This is a genomic window from Pantoea sp., from assembly GCF_039594315.1.
Taxonomy (GTDB): Bacteria; Pseudomonadota; Gammaproteobacteria; order Enterobacterales; family Enterobacteriaceae; genus Pantoea.
The window spans coordinates 37,213-54,519 of record NZ_JBCNNP010000014.1 but is presented as its reverse complement, the minus strand read 5'-3'; the positions used below and the strand labels follow the sequence as shown (position 1 = coordinate 54,519).

Genomic DNA, 17,307 nt, shown 5'->3' with positions numbered 1-17,307 from the left:
TATGTTACGTGTTATTGATACCGAAACCTGCGGCCTGCAAGGTGGCGTGGTGGAAGTGGCATCGGTGGATGTCATTGCTGGTCAAATCGTTAATCCCATGAGTGATTTGATTTGTCCCGATCGCCCAATTAGTCGCCAGGCGATGGCGGTACATCGCATTACTGAAGCGATGGTCGCGGATAAGCCGACCATCGAAGAAGCGATTGGCCGTTATCACGGCAGCCCGCATTACGTGGCGCACAACGCCAGTTTTGATCGTCGCATGTTGCCCACCATGCCAGGCGAATGGATCTGCACCATGACACTGGCGCGCCAGCTGTGGCCCGGCATCAAATACGGCAACCAGGCGTTGCGCCATAGTTTGAAGTTGGATGTCACGCCGCCCGCCGATCTGCACGCACACCGCGCGCTTTACGACTGTTACGTCACCGCCGCGCTGCTGATCCGCATTATGGAAACCTCGGGTTGGAATGCCGAGCAGATGGCGAGTTTATGTCAACCTGCGCCCATCAGCGGCGATGTGTTCCCGTTTGGCAAATATCGCGGCCAAAGTATTGGCAGCATCGCGCGCAAAGATCCCGGCTATCTGCGTTGGGTGCTGGAGAATGTGCGCGATTTGCGCCCACCGTTACGGCAGACGCTGCGCAAGTACGTGAAGGACGATCAATAATCGACGCGGTCTGGCAAGCTGCCCTGCGCCAGACCAATCAAGAAAGTGAACTCCTGCGCCACCCCTTCATACGCTTTAAAGCGCCCCGATTTGCCGCCATGCCCCGAATCCATCTCCGTGCAGAGCAGCAATAACGTATCGTTGGTTTTCAGCTCGCGCAGTTTCGCCACCCACTTCGCCGGCTCCCAATATTGCACCTGAGAATCATGCAAGCCGGTGGTAACCAGCAGGTGAGGATAAGCTTTGGCCTCGATGTTGTCATACGGACTGTATTGGCGAATCAGGTGATAAAACTCGGCCTGTTCAGGATTGCCCCACTCATCGTATTCGCCGGTGGTGAGCGGAATGGTGGGATCCAGCATGGTGGTCACCACATCGACAAAAGGCACCTGTGCCACCACGCCGTGGAACAGCTCTGGCGCCATATTCAGCACGCCGCCCATCAACAATCCGCCCGCGCTGCCGCCCATCCCATACAGTTGTTGTGGATTGCCGTAGCCTTTCGCCACCAACGCGTTGGTGACATCAATAAAATCAGTGAAGCTGTTGATTTTGTTTTTCAGGCGACCATCGTCATACCATTGCTGGCCCAACTCACCGCCACCGCGTACGTGAATGATCGCGTAGACAAAGCCGCGTTCCAGCAAACTGATGCGGCTGGTACCAAAGCTGGCATCCATGCTGCTGCCGTACGCGCCGTAGCCGTAAACCAGCAGCGGATTGTTGCCGCGTTGGAAATGTTTGCGATGATAGACCAGCGACACCGGCACTTCGGTGCCATCGCGCACCGGGATCCACAGATGCTCGCTTTTATAATCATCGGAATTGAAACCTGGCACTGGCGTCTGTTTCAACACCCGCCGCTCGCCGGTTTCCATGTTCAGTTCGAACAGCGTGGTCGGCGTGGTCATTGAAGAGTAACCGTAACGCAGCGTGTCACTTTCTGGCGAAGGATTGTAAGCCAGCCACGTCACGTATGCCGGATCGTCAAAGGCGATACCGACACTTTCACCGCTTTCCCAATTAATCTGCCGCAAGGTGTTAACGCCACGTTGGCGTTCTTCCACCACCAGCCAATGTCGGAACAGTTGGAAATCTTCCAGCACCACGTTGTCACGGGCTGGAATGAGCGCCTGCCAGCGCGATTCGGCCAGCCACGCGCTGCGGTACAAGCCGAAATTTTTGCCATCGCGATTTGAGCGAATAAAGAACTGATGATTGTAATGATCGATGCTGTATTCGTGGTCGCGGCGGCGCGGGCAGAAGGTTTGCGGTTGCGCATCAGGATATTCAGCATCAATCAGCAGAATTTCACTGGTGGTGGTGCTGTACAACGCGATCAGGATGAAATGTTCGGAGGTGGTTTTATGCACGCTGAGATGGAACGTGTCATCTTTCTCCTCATACACCAGTTGATCATCGGACTGCGGATGGCCCAATTCATGTCGCCATACCTGATACGCCAGCAGCGTTTTTGGATGCTTGCGCACGTAATAAAGCGTGCGGGAATCGTTGGCCCACGCCACGCTGGAAGAGACATTGCTCAGCACTTCCGGATACCAACTGCCGCTTTCAAGATTGCGGAAACGAATACCGTATTGACGACGTGACAGGAAATCTTCCGCCAGCGCCATCACTTGATTATCTGGCGTGATGGCCAGCGCGCCCATGGTGTAAAAATCGCTGTGAGCTGCACGTTGATTGCCATCCAACAACAGTTGCCACGGCTCATCCGCAGGCGCATCAATCGCCTGGCGGAAATAGGCCGGATATTCATTGCCCACTTCATAACGGCTTTGATAGCGATAACCGTTTTTCACATACGGCACCGAGTGATCTTGTTGCGGGATGCGATCAACAATCTCTTTCAACACCCGATCGTGCAATGCGTTCTGCGAGGCCATCATCGCTTTGCCGTAATCGTTTTCCGCGTGCAGATGCGCCAGCACCTCCGGATTTTCTCGATCGTCGTCACGTAGCCAGTGATAGTTATCGATGCGTGTTTCACCGTGCAGAGACATTTCGTAGGGGATTTTTTTCGCTTGGGGTTGATTCATCGCGGCTCTTCTTCCTGAAAGACAACATGCTGCAAGCGTGGCACCGATCGCGCGCGATGCCAAGCGACAAGCGCACGCGAAGTGTAAGTGAGGTTTGATACGCGTTTATTGGCCGTTCTCGCGCACCGTTTTGGCGGTTTGTTGTAACAGCAAAAAAGCCTGATAGCGTTTGCGATGCACTTCCTGCTGTGATGCGCTGGGTTGATAGGTCTGCTCAGACTTGGTCATAGCGCGCATGGCGTGAATCAGCGAACTGAACTGCCCACTCGCCACCGCCGCCAACATGGCCGAACCCAGCAATACGGGCTCCGCAGATTGAGTAGAGATAACTGGGCAATCGCAGCTGTCGGCCATTAATTGCCGTACCAGCGGATGCTGCCCTGCACCGCCGCTGATCACGATGCTGCGCGTGTGAATGCCGTTTTGACGTTGCGCATTAATGATTTGGCGCAAGCCGTATCCCAGGCTACAAATCCCGGCGATATATTGGCTGATCAAGCTATCCACATCGCGTTCCATGCCCAAGCCATAAATCAGCGCGCGAGCGTGCGGATCGGCGTTGGGCGCACGATTGCCGTTAAACTCCGGCACAATATGCAGCTCGGTTGCCAGCCGCACCGTTTCGGATGGGTTTTCAATCCGCTGCAAAGCCAGGCTTGCCAAATACACCGGCAGCGGCAGCTTTGCCTGTTGTGCCAACGATTGCGCTTCGACCGCCGCGGGATGCAATTCCAGCAGGCGATCAATCGCCGCACCTGCCGCGCTTTGCCCGCCTTCGCTTAGCCAGAAGTCTGGCACCATCGCCGAAAAATAGGGTCCCCATACGCCGGGCACAAAAGCCGCATTGCGCGTGGATGTCATGGTGCATGACGAAGTGCCGAAAACATAAGCCAGCTGCCCTTCAGGTGATGCTTCAACACCCAGCGTACCGATGCCACCCGCATGCGCATCGATCATACCAATTGCCACCGGCGTGCCCGGCATCAATCCCATTTCTTTGGCGGCTTGCGCATTCAGCCCGTTGGCACACGCTGTGCCCGGCGCAGCAATATGTTGCCCTATTCGGTCGTAGGCTTCTTCTGGAAATTCTGCTAATCCCACCGCGTGAAAGTAATCGTCATCCCAGCGATTTTCATGCGCGAGATAGTTCCACTTGCAGGTCACGGTACAGAGCGAACGGGTTAAATCGCCGGTTGAACGCCAGGTTAGATAATCCGCCAAATCGAAAAACTGCCATGCGCGTTGGAACGTCTCAGGATTGTGCTGCTTTAACCACAGCAGTTTCGGCACTTCCATCTCCGGTGAGATGCGCTCGCCGACATAACGCAGCACCGGATATTGTGTCGCGGTAATCGCATCAGCCTGTGCAATGGCGCGGTGATCCATCCACATAATGATATTGCGCTCAGCGTCACCCTGCACGCTAACCGGCAGCGGCGTGCCCTGTTTATCAATCACCACCAATGAACAGGTCGCATCGTAACCAATGCCGCCAATCTGAGCGGGAGCAATCGCCGATTGTTGCATGACAGCGCGCACGCAATGGCACACCGCGCGCCAGATATCGTTGCTTGATTGCTCCACCCGATGCCCATCGGCATGAAACACCGCAATTGGATGCTTGGCCGAGGCGATTAACTCGCCGTTAACGTCAAAAATCCCGGCACGCGCGCTGGCTGAACCGACATCAATACCGATGAAATAGTGGCTGCTCATCTCTTCCCTTCCGTTATGGAGAACCCGAAACCGTCAGCAAGAATTAGCAGATTGCGCATTAACATGCCAGGCAAGCGGCGGGAGTTGTGAGCGATGACGAACGCACCGAATAATCGGCTGAAAACGTGAGTACGCAAACGTTTTCGTATATACTGCGCGCGCATTTTGACTGCTAAGGTGAAATTATGACAACTCTCGGAACCGCGCTGCGCCCTGCTGCCACGCGTGTCATGCTGTTAGGTTCAGGCGAACTCGGCAAAGAAGTGGCGCTGGAGTGCCAACGTCTCGGTGTGGAAGTGATCGCGGTGGATCGTTATGCCGATGCGCCAGCAATGCATGTGGCGCATCGTAGCCATGTGATCAGCATGCTGGATGGCGATGCGCTGGCCGCGTTGATTGCGCTGGAAAAGCCACACTTCGTGGTGCCCGAAATTGAAGCTATCGCCACTGAAAAGCTGCTGGAATTAGAAGCACAAGGCCAGAAAGTGGTGCCTACCGCGCGTGCGGCCCGCTTGACCATGAACCGCGAAGGCATTCGTCGTCTGGCGGCGGAAGAGTTGTCTTTACCTACCTCAACGTATCAGTTTGCTGACAGCAAAGAGAATTTTGTCGCGGCTGCGCACGAAATTGGTTTCCCGTGCATCGTGAAACCAGTGATGAGTTCATCCGGCAAGGGCCAGAGCTTCATTCGCGAAGCCAGCCAACTGGATAAAGCCTGGGATTACGCGCAGCAAGGCGGTCGTGCTGGCGCCGGTCGCGTGATCGTTGAAGGCGTGGTGAAATTTGATTTCGAAATCACTTTGCTGACCATCAGCGCCGTTGACGGCATTCACTTCTGCGCACCGATTGGACATCGCCAGGAAGAGGGTGATTATCGTGAATCGTGGCAGCCGCAACAGATGAGCGATCTGGCTCTGCAGCGTGCGCAAGACATCGCCGCCAACGTGGTGAAAGCGCTGGGTGGTTACGGTTTGTTTGGCGTTGAGCTGTTCGTGTGTGGTGATGACGTGGTGTTCAGCGAAGTGTCCCCGCGTCCGCACGATACCGGCATGGTGACGCTAATTTCGCAGGATCTCTCTGAGTTTGCCTTGCATGTGCGCGCCTTCCTCGGCTTACCGATTGGCGGTATTCGTCAATATGGTCCTGCTGCATCGGCGGTGATCCTGCCAGAACTGAACAGCAACAACGTGCAATTCGTGAATATCGAAGCCGCGTTGGGTGCAGGTTTGCAGTTGCGTCTGTTTGGTAAACCGGAAATTGCTGGGCAGCGCCGTTTAGGCGTGGCATTGGCGACGGGTGAAAATACCGATGAAGCGATTGCGCGCGCTGTAGCCAGTGCGGCAGCGGTGAAAGTTACAGGTTAGTCAATATGGGCGGCCCGTAATTGGGCCGCCACATCGTTTATTTCGCGCCTTCGACCGCTTCACGCGCCAGGCGTGTAATACGATCCCAGTCGCCGCTTTCCAGCGCATCGTTCGGCACCAGCCACGATCCACCGATACACAGCACACTTTTCAGCGCCAGATAATCACGATAATTAGCCGGAGAAATGCCGCCGGTCGGGCAGAAACGCACTTGCGGGAACGGGCCGCCAATCGCCGACAGCGCTTTCACACCGCCGTTAGCTTCCGCCGGGAAGAACTTGAACTCACGCAGACCGTAATCCATGCCGAGCATCAGCTCTGAAACCGTGCTAATGCCAGGAATTAACGGTACTGGACCTTCTACCGCCGCTTTCAGCAATGGCTCAGTTAAGCCCGGGCTAATGACAAATTGCGCGCCCGCATCGGTGACTTCTTTCAATTGCTGGGTGTTGATAACCGTACCTGCGCCGACAATCGCTTCAGGCACTTCTTTGATCATCGCGCGCAGCGCATCCATTGCGACTGGGGTACGCAGCGTCACTTCCAGCACGCGCACGCCGCCCGCAACCAACGCTTTGGCCATCGGCACTGCATGTTCCAGCTTATTAACGACGATAACCGGCACAACCGGGCCAGTTGTCAGGATCTGTTCAGCACTCGTTTTCCAGTTCTTCATCACGTTTCCTTAAGAGCATCAGCACGGCGTATGACCACGCTGTCGATAATTGGGACCTACCATACAAGATTGGCTGGAGCGGCGTCCATTGGATATCAATTTTTTTTGAAACTCGAGTTCATTTTTAAGAAAAATGAATTATGGGCAAAAAAAAGCCCGCACATTCGGCGGGCTCTGCATCATTTAATTATTCGAACTCGTTCCAGGAACGACCATCACGCGTGATCATCGCCACCGAAGCTACTGGTCCCCAGGTGCCAGCCTGATACGGTTTCGGCGCTTCTGCATCGGCATTCCACGCATCAATAATCGAATCGACCCAACCCCAAGCCGCTTCAACTTCATCACGACGCACAAACAGCGCCTGAATGCCGCGCATGGTTTCCAGCAGCAGACGCTCATAAGCATCGGCTAAATGCGACTGGTTGAAGGTTTCGGAGTAGCTCAGATCCAGTTTGGTGGTCTGCAACTTATGCTTGTGATCGAGTCCCGGCACCTTATTCAGGATTTCGATATCCACGCCCTCGTCCGGTTGCAGACGAATGGTTAGCTTGTTCTGCGGCAGTTCAGCGTAGGAATCTTTGAACAGGTTCATTTCTGGGTTCTTGAAGTAAACCACCACTTCAGAACATTTGGTCGGCAAACGCTTACCGGTACGCAGGTAGAACGGCACGCCAGCCCAACGCCAGTTATCGATATCGACACGGATCGCCACGAAGCTTTCGGTTGCGCTCTGCTTGTTCGCGCCCTCTTCTTCCAAATAACCCGGTACTTTTTTACCCTGCACAAAGCCCGCAGTGTATTGGCCGCGCACGGTTTTGTCGCGCACGTTGGTTTGATCGATACGGCGCAGCGAACGCAGCACTTTCACCTTCTCATCACGAATCGCATCGGCGCTGAGATCCGACGGCGGCGACATGGCAATCATGGTGAGGATTTGCAACAGGTGGTTCTGAATCATGTCGCGCATCTGGCCAGCTTTATCGAAGTAACCCCAACGGCCTTCGATACCGACCTCTTCCGCCACGGTGATCTGCACGTGGTCGATGGTGCGGTTGTCCCAGTTGTTGACAAAGATTGAGTTGGCGAAGCGCAACGCCAGCAGGTTCAATACCGTCTCTTTGCCGAGATAGTGGTCGATACGGAAAACCTGGCTCTCTTCGAAATATTTGCCGACGCTGTCATTGATCTCTTGCGAGGTTTCCAATGAGGTGCCGAGCGGTTTTTCCATCACGACACGTGCAGGTTTGGCGTTCAGTTTGGCGGCGCCTAAGCCATCACAAATCGCGCCAAAGGTGCTCGGCGGCATCGCGAAGTAGTTAATGGTGACGCGGTTTTTCTGGTCAAGCATCTTGCCCAGTTTGGTGAAATGCGAGGTGTCATTTACGTCGAGGTTACAGAAGTCGAGACGGCTGCTGAGGGTATCCCACAGGGCTTCGTCGATCTTCTCTTTCATGAAGGTTTCCAGCGCTTCACGAACCACTTTGGTATACGCGGCTTTGTCCCAATCCGCACGACCAACGCCAATAATGCGTGTGGTTTCATGAATCTGACCGGCTTTTTCCAGCTGATACAGTGATGGCAACAGTTTACGGCGCGCAAGATCGCCTTTGGCACCGAAAATCACCAGATCGCATGCCTGGGCTGTTTGTGTAACCGCCATTTTCCTCTCCTCGTTGCAGGATATACCCGGCTTAACATTCATTTCACGCCGGGTCCTTATTGTAATTTTCTTACAGCACAATGTACGTTTTTCGCTGGTTCAGGACAACCCGAACGCGCGGTTTGCTGGCGTTAACTGTGAACGTAATAAAGGTGTTACGTGTGTTGTCGTGTGCGTTTTATCCAGATTTTCTGTTTCGATTGTTGTCGAGGCAAAACACGTCAGCGATCAAAGTATCGCAAAAAATTCGCGTTTACATTTGTCCTCCGCTGCGTGCGCACCGGTATTACACGGTATATTCTTGAGAATTGGCAGCGATTTCACTTTAGGGTGAGCGCAGAAAAGTGATTAACGGTCATTAGGTTAAACCATGCTGGAACAGATTCAGACGCAATTGGATTCGCTGAGTAAATCAGAACGCAAAGTGGCAGAGCAAATTCTGGCTGATCCACAACAGGCGATGCACTCAAGCATTGCAACGCTGGCGCGTGCCGCTGATGTGAGCGAACCCACCGTCAATCGCTTCTGCCATCGCATGGGATCGCGCGGCTTCCCCGACTTCAAACTGCAACTCGCGCAAAGCCTGGTTAAAGCTCCGAGCTGGGTGAGCCGCGATGTGGAAGAAAATGACAGTGTCGAAAGTTATAGCCATAAAATATTCGACTCCGCCTTGGCAGGTTTAAGCCGCGTCAGCCAGCAACTCGATTTAGCCGTGATTCAGCAAGCGGTAGAAGCGCTGACGCAGGCGCATAAAATCGCCTTTTTTGGCTTAGGTGCGTCCGCCGTGGTGGCGCACGATGCCACCAATAAATTTCTGCGCTTTAATCTGCCGGTCATCTGGTCGGAAGATATTGTGATCCAGCGCATGAGTTGCATAAATAGTGGTCCAAATGATGTGTTTGTTCTTATCTCGCATACAGGTCGCACCAAAAATATGATAGAACTTGCTCGCCTGGCGCGTGTAAACGCTTCCACTGTGCTGGCAATTACGTCTCCGGGTTCACCGCTGGCGGCAGAAGCGACGCTGGCTTTAACGCTGGACGTCCCTGAAGATACCGATATCTACCTGCCGATGGTGTCCCGCCTGGCCCAACTGACCATGATAGATGTGCTGGCGACGGGTTTTTCCCTTGAGCGCGGCAGCGCTTTTCGTGAAAATTTGCAGCGAGTGAAAGAAGCACTGAAAGATTCGCGCCTGGAAAAAGCAGATGCAGGAAAATAATTAACATCACATTCACAATGTGAGTCGAATCACAGCCCATCAATCTATAGAATAGATGAACACAACGTGTCACTTGAGAGCGGCACGCTACTTTGCCAACGGAGTCCTTCATGTCTAGACGTCTCAGAAGAACCAAGATCGTTACTACCCTCGGTCCAGCTACCGATCGTGACAATAACCTCGAAAAAATCATCGCGGCGGGTGCTAACGTTGTTCGACTCAATTTCTCTCACGGCACACCAGAAGATCACCAACAGCGTGCCAATAAAGTACGTGAGATTGCTGCAAAACTTGGCCGCCACGTTGCCATTCTCGGCGACTTGCAGGGTCCTAAAATCCGCGTATCGACCTTCAAAGAAGGCAAAGTATTCCTGAACGTCGGCGACCGCTTCCTGCTGGATGCCGATTTGAGCAAAGGCGAAGGCGACAAAGAAAAAGTCGGCATCGACTATAAAGGCCTGCCAGAAGACGTGGTACCAGGCGACATCCTGCTGCTGGATGATGGCCGCGTACAGTTGAAAGTGTTGGAAGTTCAGGGCGTAAAAGTGTTCACCGAAGTCACCGTCGGCGGCCCGCTGTCCAACAATAAAGGCATCAATAAACTCGGCGGCGGCTTGTCTGCGGACGCGCTGACTGAGAAAGATAAAGTCGATATCATCACCGCTGCCAAAATTGGCGTGGATTATTTGGCCGTTTCTTTCCCGCGTAACGGTGAAGACATGAACTACGCACGTCGTCTGGCGCGCGATGCCGGTTGCGATGCCAAACTGGTGGCCAAAGTAGAGCGTGCTGAAGCCGTCGCATCACAAGAAGCCATGGATGACATCATCCTCGCTTCTGACGTAGTGATGGTGGCGCGTGGCGATCTCGGCGTGGAAATTGGCGATCCAGAATTGGTTGGTATCCAGAAAGCGTTGATCCGACGTGCACGTCAGTTGAACCGCACCATCATTACTGCAACGCAGATGATGGAATCAATGATCACCAATCCAATGCCAACCCGCGCCGAAGTGATGGACGTGGCGAACGCCGTGCTGGATGGCACCGATGCGGTCATGCTGTCAGCGGAAACCGCGGCGGGCCAATATCCAGCAGAAACCGTTTCTGCGATGGCGAAAGTGTGTATCGGCGCGGAAAAAATCCCAAGCGTTAACGTGTCTAAGCACCGTCTTGACGTGCAGTTCGATAACGTTGAAGAAGCGATTGCCATGTCAGCGATGTATGCCGCCAACCATCTACAAGGCGTTTCGGCAATTATCACCATGACCGAATCGGGCCGTACCGCGCTGATGACTTCTCGTATCACGTCCGGTTTGCCGATCTTCGCAATGTCACGTCACGAACGTACGCTGAACCTCACCGCCCTGTATCGCGGTGTGACGCCGGTGTTCTTCGACAGCAACAATGATGGTGTTGCCGCTGCGCACGATGCAGTCAATCTGCTGCGCGACAAAGGTTTCCTCGTCTCTGGCGATCTGGTGATTGTTACCCAGGGCGACGTGATGGCGACCACCGGCACCACTAATACCAGCCGTGTTCTGCGCGTAGATTAATACGCCTTTCTGACAGCGGCTGTAACAACATGGACAAACGCGACTGCCTGGCAGTCGCGTTTTTATTTTTTTGACAAGGAGGCCAGATGGCCCGCTATCAACCTATAACCCAACTCACTGGGCGCGTGCTGCTGTTCCCGCTCGCGCTGGTGCTGTTTGAGTTCGCCACCTATATCGCCCATGACATGATCCAGCCCGGCATGCTGCTGGTCACCTCTGAGTTCAGTGTTGGCCCGGAATGGGTTTCAACTTCGCTTACCGCCTATTTGATGGGCGGCGTAGTGCTGCAATGGCTGCTGGGGCCGCTGTCAGACAAATATGGTCGCCGCCCGGTGTTGCTGTTTGGCATCCTGTTTTTTGCGGCGGCTTGCATCCTGACTACATGGGTCAGCAATATTGAAGAGTTCGTCGCACTGCGATTCGTGCAAGGCATCAGCTTGTGTTTCATTGGGGCGGTCAGCTATGCGGCCGTGCAGGAAGCGTTTGATGAAGCTTTAGCTGTGCGCATGATGGCGCTGATGGCCAATGTCGCGTTGCTAGCACCGTTGGCAGGTCCTCTCGCAGGTGCCGCGTGGCTGACCGTTGGCGAGTGGCGCAGCATGTTCTGGCTGTTCGCCATTTGCAGCGTGATCGCCTTTACCATGCTGCTGAAAGTGATGCCAGAAACCGCGGGCGATCGCAGCCATTCCATCGCCTTGCCGACTCTGGCTCGCGGCTACGGCCGTTTGTTCCGTGATCGTCAGGTGATGTACGGATCGTTTGCCATTGGATTGGTGTTTATCCCGATTCTGACGTGGGTGGCGCTGTCGCCAGTGATTTTGATGCACGATGAAGGCTTATCGCGCATGCAGTATGCGTTACTGCAACTGCCAGTCTTTCTGGCGATGATTGCCGGTAACATCACGCTGGGTAAACTGGCAGGCCGCGTACCGATTGAACAACCGGTGAAATTTGCCGCCTGGCCGATTTTAATTGGCTTGAGCATCGCGTTGCTGGCAAACCTGCTCAATAGCCATACTTATCTGTTGCTGACTGCCGGTTTGAGTTTGTATGCATTTGGTGCGGGGATGGTGAATGCTGGACTGTATCGTTTGACGCTTTACTCCAGTAACGAAGGCAAAGGCAGCGTGGCGGCGATGCTCGGCATGATCAGTATTCTGACCTTGGCAATTGGCATCGAACTGGCGAAAAGCGGCTATTTCAGCGGCGGCACACCGTGGTTTAGCGGCATCAACTTTACCGCGGGCGTGTTGTGGTTTGGCTTGGTAACGTTATTCCTGCGCGAACGCAAGCGTCGTAGTCATGTGGAAGCGATTGAATGACAAAGGGGCCAAACGGCCCCTTTTTTACTTCTTGCGTGGATAAAGTTCTTTGCGCGCATACGGCTCGATATCGCCGTCCTTGCGGGTTTTCAGCAGTTTCAAAATCCACGTGTACTGTTCAGGATGCGGTCGGACAAACACTTCCACTTCTTCATTCATACGCCGTGCCAGCGTGTTGTCATCAGCATCCAACAGATCATCCATTGGCGGACGCACGTAAATTTCCAGCCGATGGGTTTCGCTGTTATACACCGGGAACAACGGCACCACGCGCGCACGACACACTTTCATCAAGCGACCTACCGCCGGCAAGGTGGCTTTGTAAGTCGCAAAGAAATCGACGAATTCGCTGTGCTCTGGGCCGTGATCTTGATCCGGCAGGTAGTAACCGTAATAACCTTGACGCACCGAGGCGATAAACGGTTTGATGCCGTCATTACGCGCATGCATACGGCCACCAAAACGGCGTCGAACAGTATTCCACAGATAATCCATCAACGGATCGCTTTGATTGTGGAACATGGCCGCCATCATTTGGCCTTCAGAAGCCAACAGCATTGCCGGAATATCCACGCCCCAACCGTGTGGCACGAGGAAAATGACGTTTTCTTTTTTCGCCTGTAACTGCTCGATAATCTCGCGTCCATGCCAGTCGACGCGTTTTCTCACGTGCGCCGGATTAAGTAATCCCAGCTCGACCATCATCGCCATCGCTTGCGGCGCAGTAGCAAACATACGATCAGCAATCTCTTCGCGCTGCGCTTCACTCAGTTCAGGCAGGCAATAATAGAGATTGATCAACGCACGACGGCGCGCACTTTTCGCCAGCTTACCGGCGAACTTTCCCAATCCGCCCAAAATCGGATCGCGTACTTTGGCAGGAAGCAATGCCATGCCAGCCAGCGCACCAACCGCCAACCAGCTGCCCCAGTATTTCGGCTTCAGAAAAGATCGTTGAAAAACGGGAATAAACTCACTGTTATTTTTTTTTCGGGTTTCCATGCACTCGCCTCTGTCAATGACCGGACAATAATAGTGACGATGGCTAATTTTGCAATCTTCATGCGCCAGATAGCAAAAAACCGACGAAGAATCCGTCGGTTTTATCGTGTTGCCCGCAATAATGCGTTATTTCAGCGTCAGCTGAGGCTGCCAGGTTTTCACCTGCGCCATGTAGGTGCTGCGATCTTTGCCGGTCAATCCTTCCATACGCGGCAGCTTGGCCGTTAACGGATTAACCGCCTGATTGTTGATCCACACTTCATAATGCAGATGTGGCCCGGTGGAACGTCCGGTGTTGCCCGACAGCGCGATACGATCGCCACGTTTCACTTTCTGTCCTGGTTTCACCAGCGCTTTGCTTAAGTGCATGTAGCGCGTCATATATTGGCGACCGTGACGGATGGCAACGTAATTACCGGCTGCACCGCCGTTCTTCGCCATCACTACTTCACCATCGCCGACCGCTAATACTGGCGTGCCGATTGGCAGTGCAAAATCGACACCTTTATGCGGTGCGATGCGGCCCGTTACCGGATTGAGACGACGCGGGTTGAAGTTGGACGAAACGCGATACTGTTTCACCGTTGGGAAGCGCATAAAACCACGCGCGAGGCCGGAGCCGTTGCGATCGTAGAATTTGCCGTCGTCCGCGCGGAAAGCATAATAATCTTTACCGCCGGTGCGCAGACGCACGCCAAGCAATTGGCTTTGCGCACTTTTACCGTTGAGCATTTCGCGTGACATCAGCACGCTGAAATCATCGCCTGCACGCAGCTTGCGGAAATCCATCTGCCACTGCATCGCTTTGATCACGTTGCTGGTTTCTGCGCTGCTTAAACCGGCACGTTGCGCGCTGGCGGCAAAGCTGCCGCGCACTTCACCTTTCAGGACATTGTTTTGCCATTCACCCTTTTGCAGCTCTTGCTGCATCTTAAAGCTACCATTTTCGGCACGCTGATAAGTACGAGTTTCACGACGATCCATTTCCCAAGTGAACGTTTGCAACTGACCATCTGCATCCAGCGTCCAGCTGAGCTGCTGACCCACACGCATGTTGCGCAGATCTTTATCGCTGCTCACCAGCGCATTGATATCGCCTAACTCAATGCCGTACTGGTTCAACGCGCTGCTTAAGGTGTCGCCAGACGAAACGGTGTATTCGTGTACGTTAGGATTATCCGGCACATCTTTGTCGATATCATCCGCAGGAATGTCTTCCTCCGGCTCTTCCGTAGTCTGATCTATTGGCTCGCTGGCTTCAGGCAGTAACGTGCGCAGTTCGTCTTTATCCAACGCAATGGTCTTTACGATGGGCGCGACATCATGGGGATGATAAACGTACGGCCGCCATACAGCGACGGCCAACGTAACAACAGTTAATGAACCCAGCATAACGCGGTGGGGGCGCGGCAAATTATTAAATGCGAGGGCGACAGAGCGGGCTATCTGCTGCACTTTTACCTATTCCTCATGCTCCATTCAGGCAGCTCGCATACTGGCTCGACAGCTGTGAAAGGAATTTCACATAGCTGTCTTTGGATAAGCTGATATCCATGCCCAACGGATCAAGTGTGCCTTTACGCACGGAGGTTCCACGGGACACGGCATCGATGACGGCCGGTCTGAATTGTGGCTCAGCGAAAACGCATACGGCTTTCTGCTCAACCAACTGTGTTCGTATTTGATGTAAACGCTGGGCGCCCGGTTGGATCTCAGGATTGACGGTAAAATGACCTAAAGGTGACAAACCGTAATGTTTTTCAAAGTAGCTGTAAGCATCGTGAAAAACGAAATAACCCTTATTCCGCACCGGCGCGAGCTGCGCGCCAATGTGTTTGTCTGCATCGGCTAATTCTGCCTTAAATTGCTGCAGATTAGCGTCAAGTTTGGCTTTGCTTTGCGGCATAAGTTCCAATAATTTTCCATGGATTGCAACCGCAGATTGCCTTGCCATCTCAGGAGACATCCACAGGTGCATATTAAACTCGCCGTGATGATGATGAGTATCAGACGGGTCTTGGTGATCAGAATTTTCTGAGTCGAGACCATGAGTGTGACCCTGCTCATCTTCTTCATCATCATCATGGCCGCTTATCAATAGTGGTTTAATGCCCGGTAAGGCCGCAATTTCGAGGTTTTTAGTGGCGGGTAACTCTGCCGCTGACTTGGTTAAAAAGGCTTCCATCTCTGGACCGACCCATACCACTAAGTCTGCGTTTTTTATACGTTTTACATCGGATGGGCGTAATGCATAATCGTGTTCTGAAGCGCCGTCTGGCAGCAAAACTTCAACCGGCGTAACACCATCTGCAATCGCGGCTGCGATAAATCCTAGAGGTTTGATTGAAGCCACTACGGCTGAATGGGCAGGTAACGCGCTGGCAGCCGCAATTGTCGCCGCAGTAAGGGTAAAAATAAGACGTTTTTTATTGTGTAACATAATACTTCATTCCATCGTGACCAAGTGATGGAATGTGATATTATAACATTCGAAATTCAATGCAACCCGTAAATATGATGCCGCCACTTGTCACACTCGAAAACATCTCTGTGAAGTTCTCCCAGCGTCCAGTGCTTGCCAACATTAGCCTGACGCTCGAACCGGGGAAAATTCTCACCCTACTCGGCCCAAACGGCGCGGGTAAATCCACGTTGGTGCGCGCCGTACTTGGGCTGCTAAAACCAACCACTGGCAGCGTCAAGCGCGCCGCTAATTTGCGCATTGGTTATGTACCACAAAAGCTGCATATCGATCCGACGTTACCCATCACCGTTGAGCGCTTTATGCGTCTTTCGCGCGGCACCAAACGTGACGGCATTTTGCCCGCGTTGAAACGCGTGCAGGCGGGACATCTGCTCAATGCCCCGCTGCAAAAGTTATCGGGGGGCGAAACGCAGCGGGTGTTATTGGCACGTGCGCTGCTCAACGAACCGCAGCTTTTAGTGCTGGATGAACCCACGCAAGGCGTCGATGTTAACGGCCAGGTCGCGCTGTACGATTTGATCGACCAGCTGCGCCGCGAACTCAATTGTGGTGTGCTGATGGTGTCCCACGATCTGCATCTGGTCATGGCAAAGACCGACGAAGTGCTTTGTCTTAACCACCATATTTGCTGTTCCGGCACACCAGAAGCGGTGTCACAGCATCCCGAGTTTATTGCGATGTTTGGTCCACGCGGCGCGCAACAACTGGCGATTTACCGCCACCATCATAATCACCGTCACGATTTACAGGGACGCATTGTTCTGCGCAAAGGAAATGGCCCGTTATGATTGAATTGTTATTACCCGGCTGGCTCGGTGGTGTGCTGCTGGCATTAGCGGCAGGTCCGCTTGGCTCGTTTGTGGTCTGGCGCCGCATGTCTTACTTTGGCGATACCCTCGCCCACGCATCGTTGCTCGGCGTGGCATTTGGTTTGCTACTTAACGTAAATCCTTATTACGCCGTGATTCTGGTGACGGTTTGTCTGGCGTTGGGATTGGTATGGCTGGAACGTCGCCCTCATTTGGCTATCGATACGCTACTCGGCATTATGGCGCACAGTGCGCTTTCATTGGGCTTAGTAGTTGTCAGTCTGATGCAAAACGTGCGCGTGGATTTGATGGCTTACCTGTTTGGCGATCTGCTGGCCGTCACGCCAGATGACTTATGGATGATGGGCGGCGGCGTCGCGATTGTGCTGGCAGTGATGGCGTGGCAGTGGAATTCATTATTGTCGATGACTATCAGCCCGGAACTGGCGCAGGTTGATGGCGTTAATATCCAGCGCACACGTCTGATGTTGATGCTGGTGACGGCGTTAACTATTGGTGTGGCAATGAAGTTTGTCGGTGCGCTGATCATCACTTCGCTGCTGATCATTCCAGCTGCCACCGCGCGCCGTTTCTCGCGTTCGCCGGAACAGATGGCCGGTTTTGCGGTGATGGTCGGTGTGATTGCGGTAACCGGCGGGCTAGCGTTCTCGGCGACCTACGATACGCCTGCCGGTCCTTCAGTGGTGTTGTGCGCCGCCGTGCTGTTCATCATCAGCATGACAAAAAAACCGGCGGCATAATGCCGGT

14 protein-coding genes are annotated in these 17,307 nt (G+C 53.6%); 7 read left to right on the top strand and 7 right to left on the bottom strand.

Features of this window, described 5'->3' with window-relative positions; all coding sequences use genetic code 11:
• The first annotated feature begins 1 nt into the window (after position 1).
• Positions 2-670, top strand: a complete 669-nt coding sequence (exoX, locus tag ABDW13_RS11200; RefSeq protein ID WP_343552639.1) for an exodeoxyribonuclease X — start codon at positions 2-4, stop codon at positions 668-670.
• Here the strand turns inward: exoX and ABDW13_RS11195 are convergent.
• Complete coding sequence (locus ABDW13_RS11195) at positions 664-2,727, bottom strand: prolyl oligopeptidase family serine peptidase (RefSeq protein WP_343552638.1); 2,064 nt, start codon at positions 2,725-2,727, stop codon at positions 664-666. The two genes, exoX and ABDW13_RS11195, sit on opposite strands and share 7 nt — an antisense overlap.
• Before the next feature lie 105 nt (positions 2,728-2,832).
• The gene (locus ABDW13_RS11190; protein WP_343552637.1) at positions 2,833-4,443 is read right to left on the bottom strand and encodes an FGGY-family carbohydrate kinase; all 1,611 of its coding nucleotides are present in this window, start codon (positions 4,441-4,443) and stop codon (positions 2,833-2,835) included.
• A 185-nt stretch (positions 4,444-4,628) separates the two neighbouring features.
• Here ABDW13_RS11190 and purT point away from each other — a divergent pair, with 185 nt between their 5' ends.
• Positions 4,629-5,807, top strand: coding sequence for a formate-dependent phosphoribosylglycinamide formyltransferase (purT, locus tag ABDW13_RS11185; protein WP_343552636.1), 1,179 nt, complete (start codon positions 4,629-4,631; stop codon positions 5,805-5,807).
• 37 nt (positions 5,808-5,844) lie between these two features.
• Here the strand turns inward: purT and ABDW13_RS11180 are convergent, their stop codons facing one another.
• Positions 5,845-6,483, bottom strand: coding sequence for a bifunctional 4-hydroxy-2-oxoglutarate aldolase/2-dehydro-3-deoxy-phosphogluconate aldolase (locus ABDW13_RS11180; RefSeq protein ID WP_343552635.1), 639 nt, complete (start codon positions 6,481-6,483; stop codon positions 5,845-5,847).
• Between the two features lie 187 nt (positions 6,484-6,670).
• Entirely contained in the window at positions 6,671-8,146 is a 1,476-nt protein-coding gene (gene zwf, locus ABDW13_RS11175) for a glucose-6-phosphate dehydrogenase (protein WP_343552634.1), read from the bottom strand.
• Positions 8,147-8,516: 370 nt separating this feature from the next.
• Here zwf and ABDW13_RS11170 point away from each other — a divergent pair, with 370 nt between their 5' ends.
• From ABDW13_RS11170 to ABDW13_RS11160, 3 genes are all read left to right on the top strand, one after another.
• The gene (locus ABDW13_RS11170; RefSeq protein WP_343552633.1) at positions 8,517-9,368 is read left to right on the top strand and encodes a MurR/RpiR family transcriptional regulator; all 852 of its coding nucleotides are present in this window, start codon (positions 8,517-8,519) and stop codon (positions 9,366-9,368) included.
• Between the two features lie 110 nt (positions 9,369-9,478).
• Positions 9,479-10,921 carry a pyruvate kinase gene (gene pyk / locus ABDW13_RS11165; protein WP_343552632.1) on the top strand — a complete coding sequence of 481 codons (1,443 nt, stop codon included), beginning with the start codon at positions 9,479-9,481 and terminating at the stop codon, positions 10,919-10,921.
• Positions 10,922-11,007: 86 nt separating this feature from the next.
• Positions 11,008-12,243, top strand: coding sequence for an MFS transporter (locus tag ABDW13_RS11160; protein WP_343552631.1), 1,236 nt, complete (start codon positions 11,008-11,010; stop codon positions 12,241-12,243).
• A 24-nt stretch (positions 12,244-12,267) separates the two neighbouring features.
• Here the strand turns inward: ABDW13_RS11160 and lpxM are convergent, their stop codons facing one another.
• The 3 genes from lpxM to znuA all read right to left on the bottom strand — a co-directional run bounded on the left by lpxM (position 12,268) and on the right by znuA (position 15,685).
• Positions 12,268-13,245: a lauroyl-Kdo(2)-lipid IV(A) myristoyltransferase gene (gene lpxM / locus ABDW13_RS11155; RefSeq protein WP_343552630.1), complete on the bottom strand. Its 978-nt coding sequence runs from the start codon at positions 13,243-13,245 to the stop codon at positions 12,268-12,270.
• A gap of 126 nt (positions 13,246-13,371) precedes the next feature.
• Positions 13,372-14,700, bottom strand: a complete 1,329-nt coding sequence (gene mepM, locus ABDW13_RS11150; RefSeq protein WP_343552629.1) for a murein DD-endopeptidase MepM — start codon at positions 14,698-14,700, stop codon at positions 13,372-13,374.
• 13 nt (positions 14,701-14,713) lie between these two features.
• Entirely contained in the window at positions 14,714-15,685 is a 972-nt protein-coding gene (gene znuA, locus ABDW13_RS11145) for a zinc ABC transporter substrate-binding protein ZnuA (protein ID WP_343552628.1), read from the bottom strand.
• Between the two features lie 77 nt (positions 15,686-15,762).
• Between znuA and znuC the strand changes: the two genes are divergently transcribed.
• Both znuC and znuB read left to right on the top strand, forming a co-directional pair.
• Positions 15,763-16,518 carry a zinc ABC transporter ATP-binding protein ZnuC gene (gene znuC / locus ABDW13_RS11140; protein WP_343552675.1) on the top strand — a complete coding sequence of 252 codons (756 nt, stop codon included), beginning with the start codon at positions 15,763-15,765 and terminating at the stop codon, positions 16,516-16,518.
• Positions 16,515-17,300, top strand: a complete 786-nt coding sequence (gene znuB / locus ABDW13_RS11135; RefSeq protein ID WP_343552627.1) for a zinc ABC transporter permease subunit ZnuB — start codon at positions 16,515-16,517, stop codon at positions 17,298-17,300. The genes znuC and znuB overlap by 4 nt, the downstream gene beginning before the upstream one ends.
• The last annotated feature ends 7 nt before the right edge of the window (positions 17,301-17,307 follow it).

Coding starts and splice junctions, on each gene's coding strand:
- ABDW13_RS11160 (WP_343552631.1), top strand. CDS start 11,008: ATGGCCCGCTATCAACCTATAACCCAACTCACTGGGCGCGTGCTGCTG.
- purT (WP_343552636.1), top strand. CDS start 4,629: ATGACAACTCTCGGAACCGCGCTGCGCCCTGCTGCCACGCGTGTCATG.
- ABDW13_RS11180 (WP_343552635.1), bottom strand. CDS start 6,483: ATGAAGAACTGGAAAACGAGTGCTGAACAGATCCTGACAACTGGCCCG.
- znuB (WP_343552627.1), top strand. CDS start 16,515: ATGATTGAATTGTTATTACCCGGCTGGCTCGGTGGTGTGCTGCTGGCA.
- znuA (WP_343552628.1), bottom strand. CDS start 15,685: ATGTTACACAATAAAAAACGTCTTATTTTTACCCTTACTGCGGCGACA.
- zwf (WP_343552634.1), bottom strand. CDS start 8,146: ATGGCGGTTACACAAACAGCCCAGGCATGCGATCTGGTGATTTTCGGT.
- ABDW13_RS11190 (WP_343552637.1), bottom strand. CDS start 4,443: ATGAGCAGCCACTATTTCATCGGTATTGATGTCGGTTCAGCCAGCGCG.
- pyk (WP_343552632.1), top strand. CDS start 9,479: ATGTCTAGACGTCTCAGAAGAACCAAGATCGTTACTACCCTCGGTCCA.
- ABDW13_RS11170 (WP_343552633.1), top strand. CDS start 8,517: ATGCTGGAACAGATTCAGACGCAATTGGATTCGCTGAGTAAATCAGAA.
- znuC (WP_343552675.1), top strand. CDS start 15,763: ATGCCGCCACTTGTCACACTCGAAAACATCTCTGTGAAGTTCTCCCAG.
- ABDW13_RS11195 (WP_343552638.1), bottom strand. CDS start 2,727: ATGAATCAACCCCAAGCGAAAAAAATCCCCTACGAAATGTCTCTGCAC.
- exoX (WP_343552639.1), top strand. CDS start 2: ATGTTACGTGTTATTGATACCGAAACCTGCGGCCTGCAAGGTGGCGTG.
- lpxM (WP_343552630.1), bottom strand. CDS start 13,245: ATGGAAACCCGAAAAAAAAATAACAGTGAGTTTATTCCCGTTTTTCAA.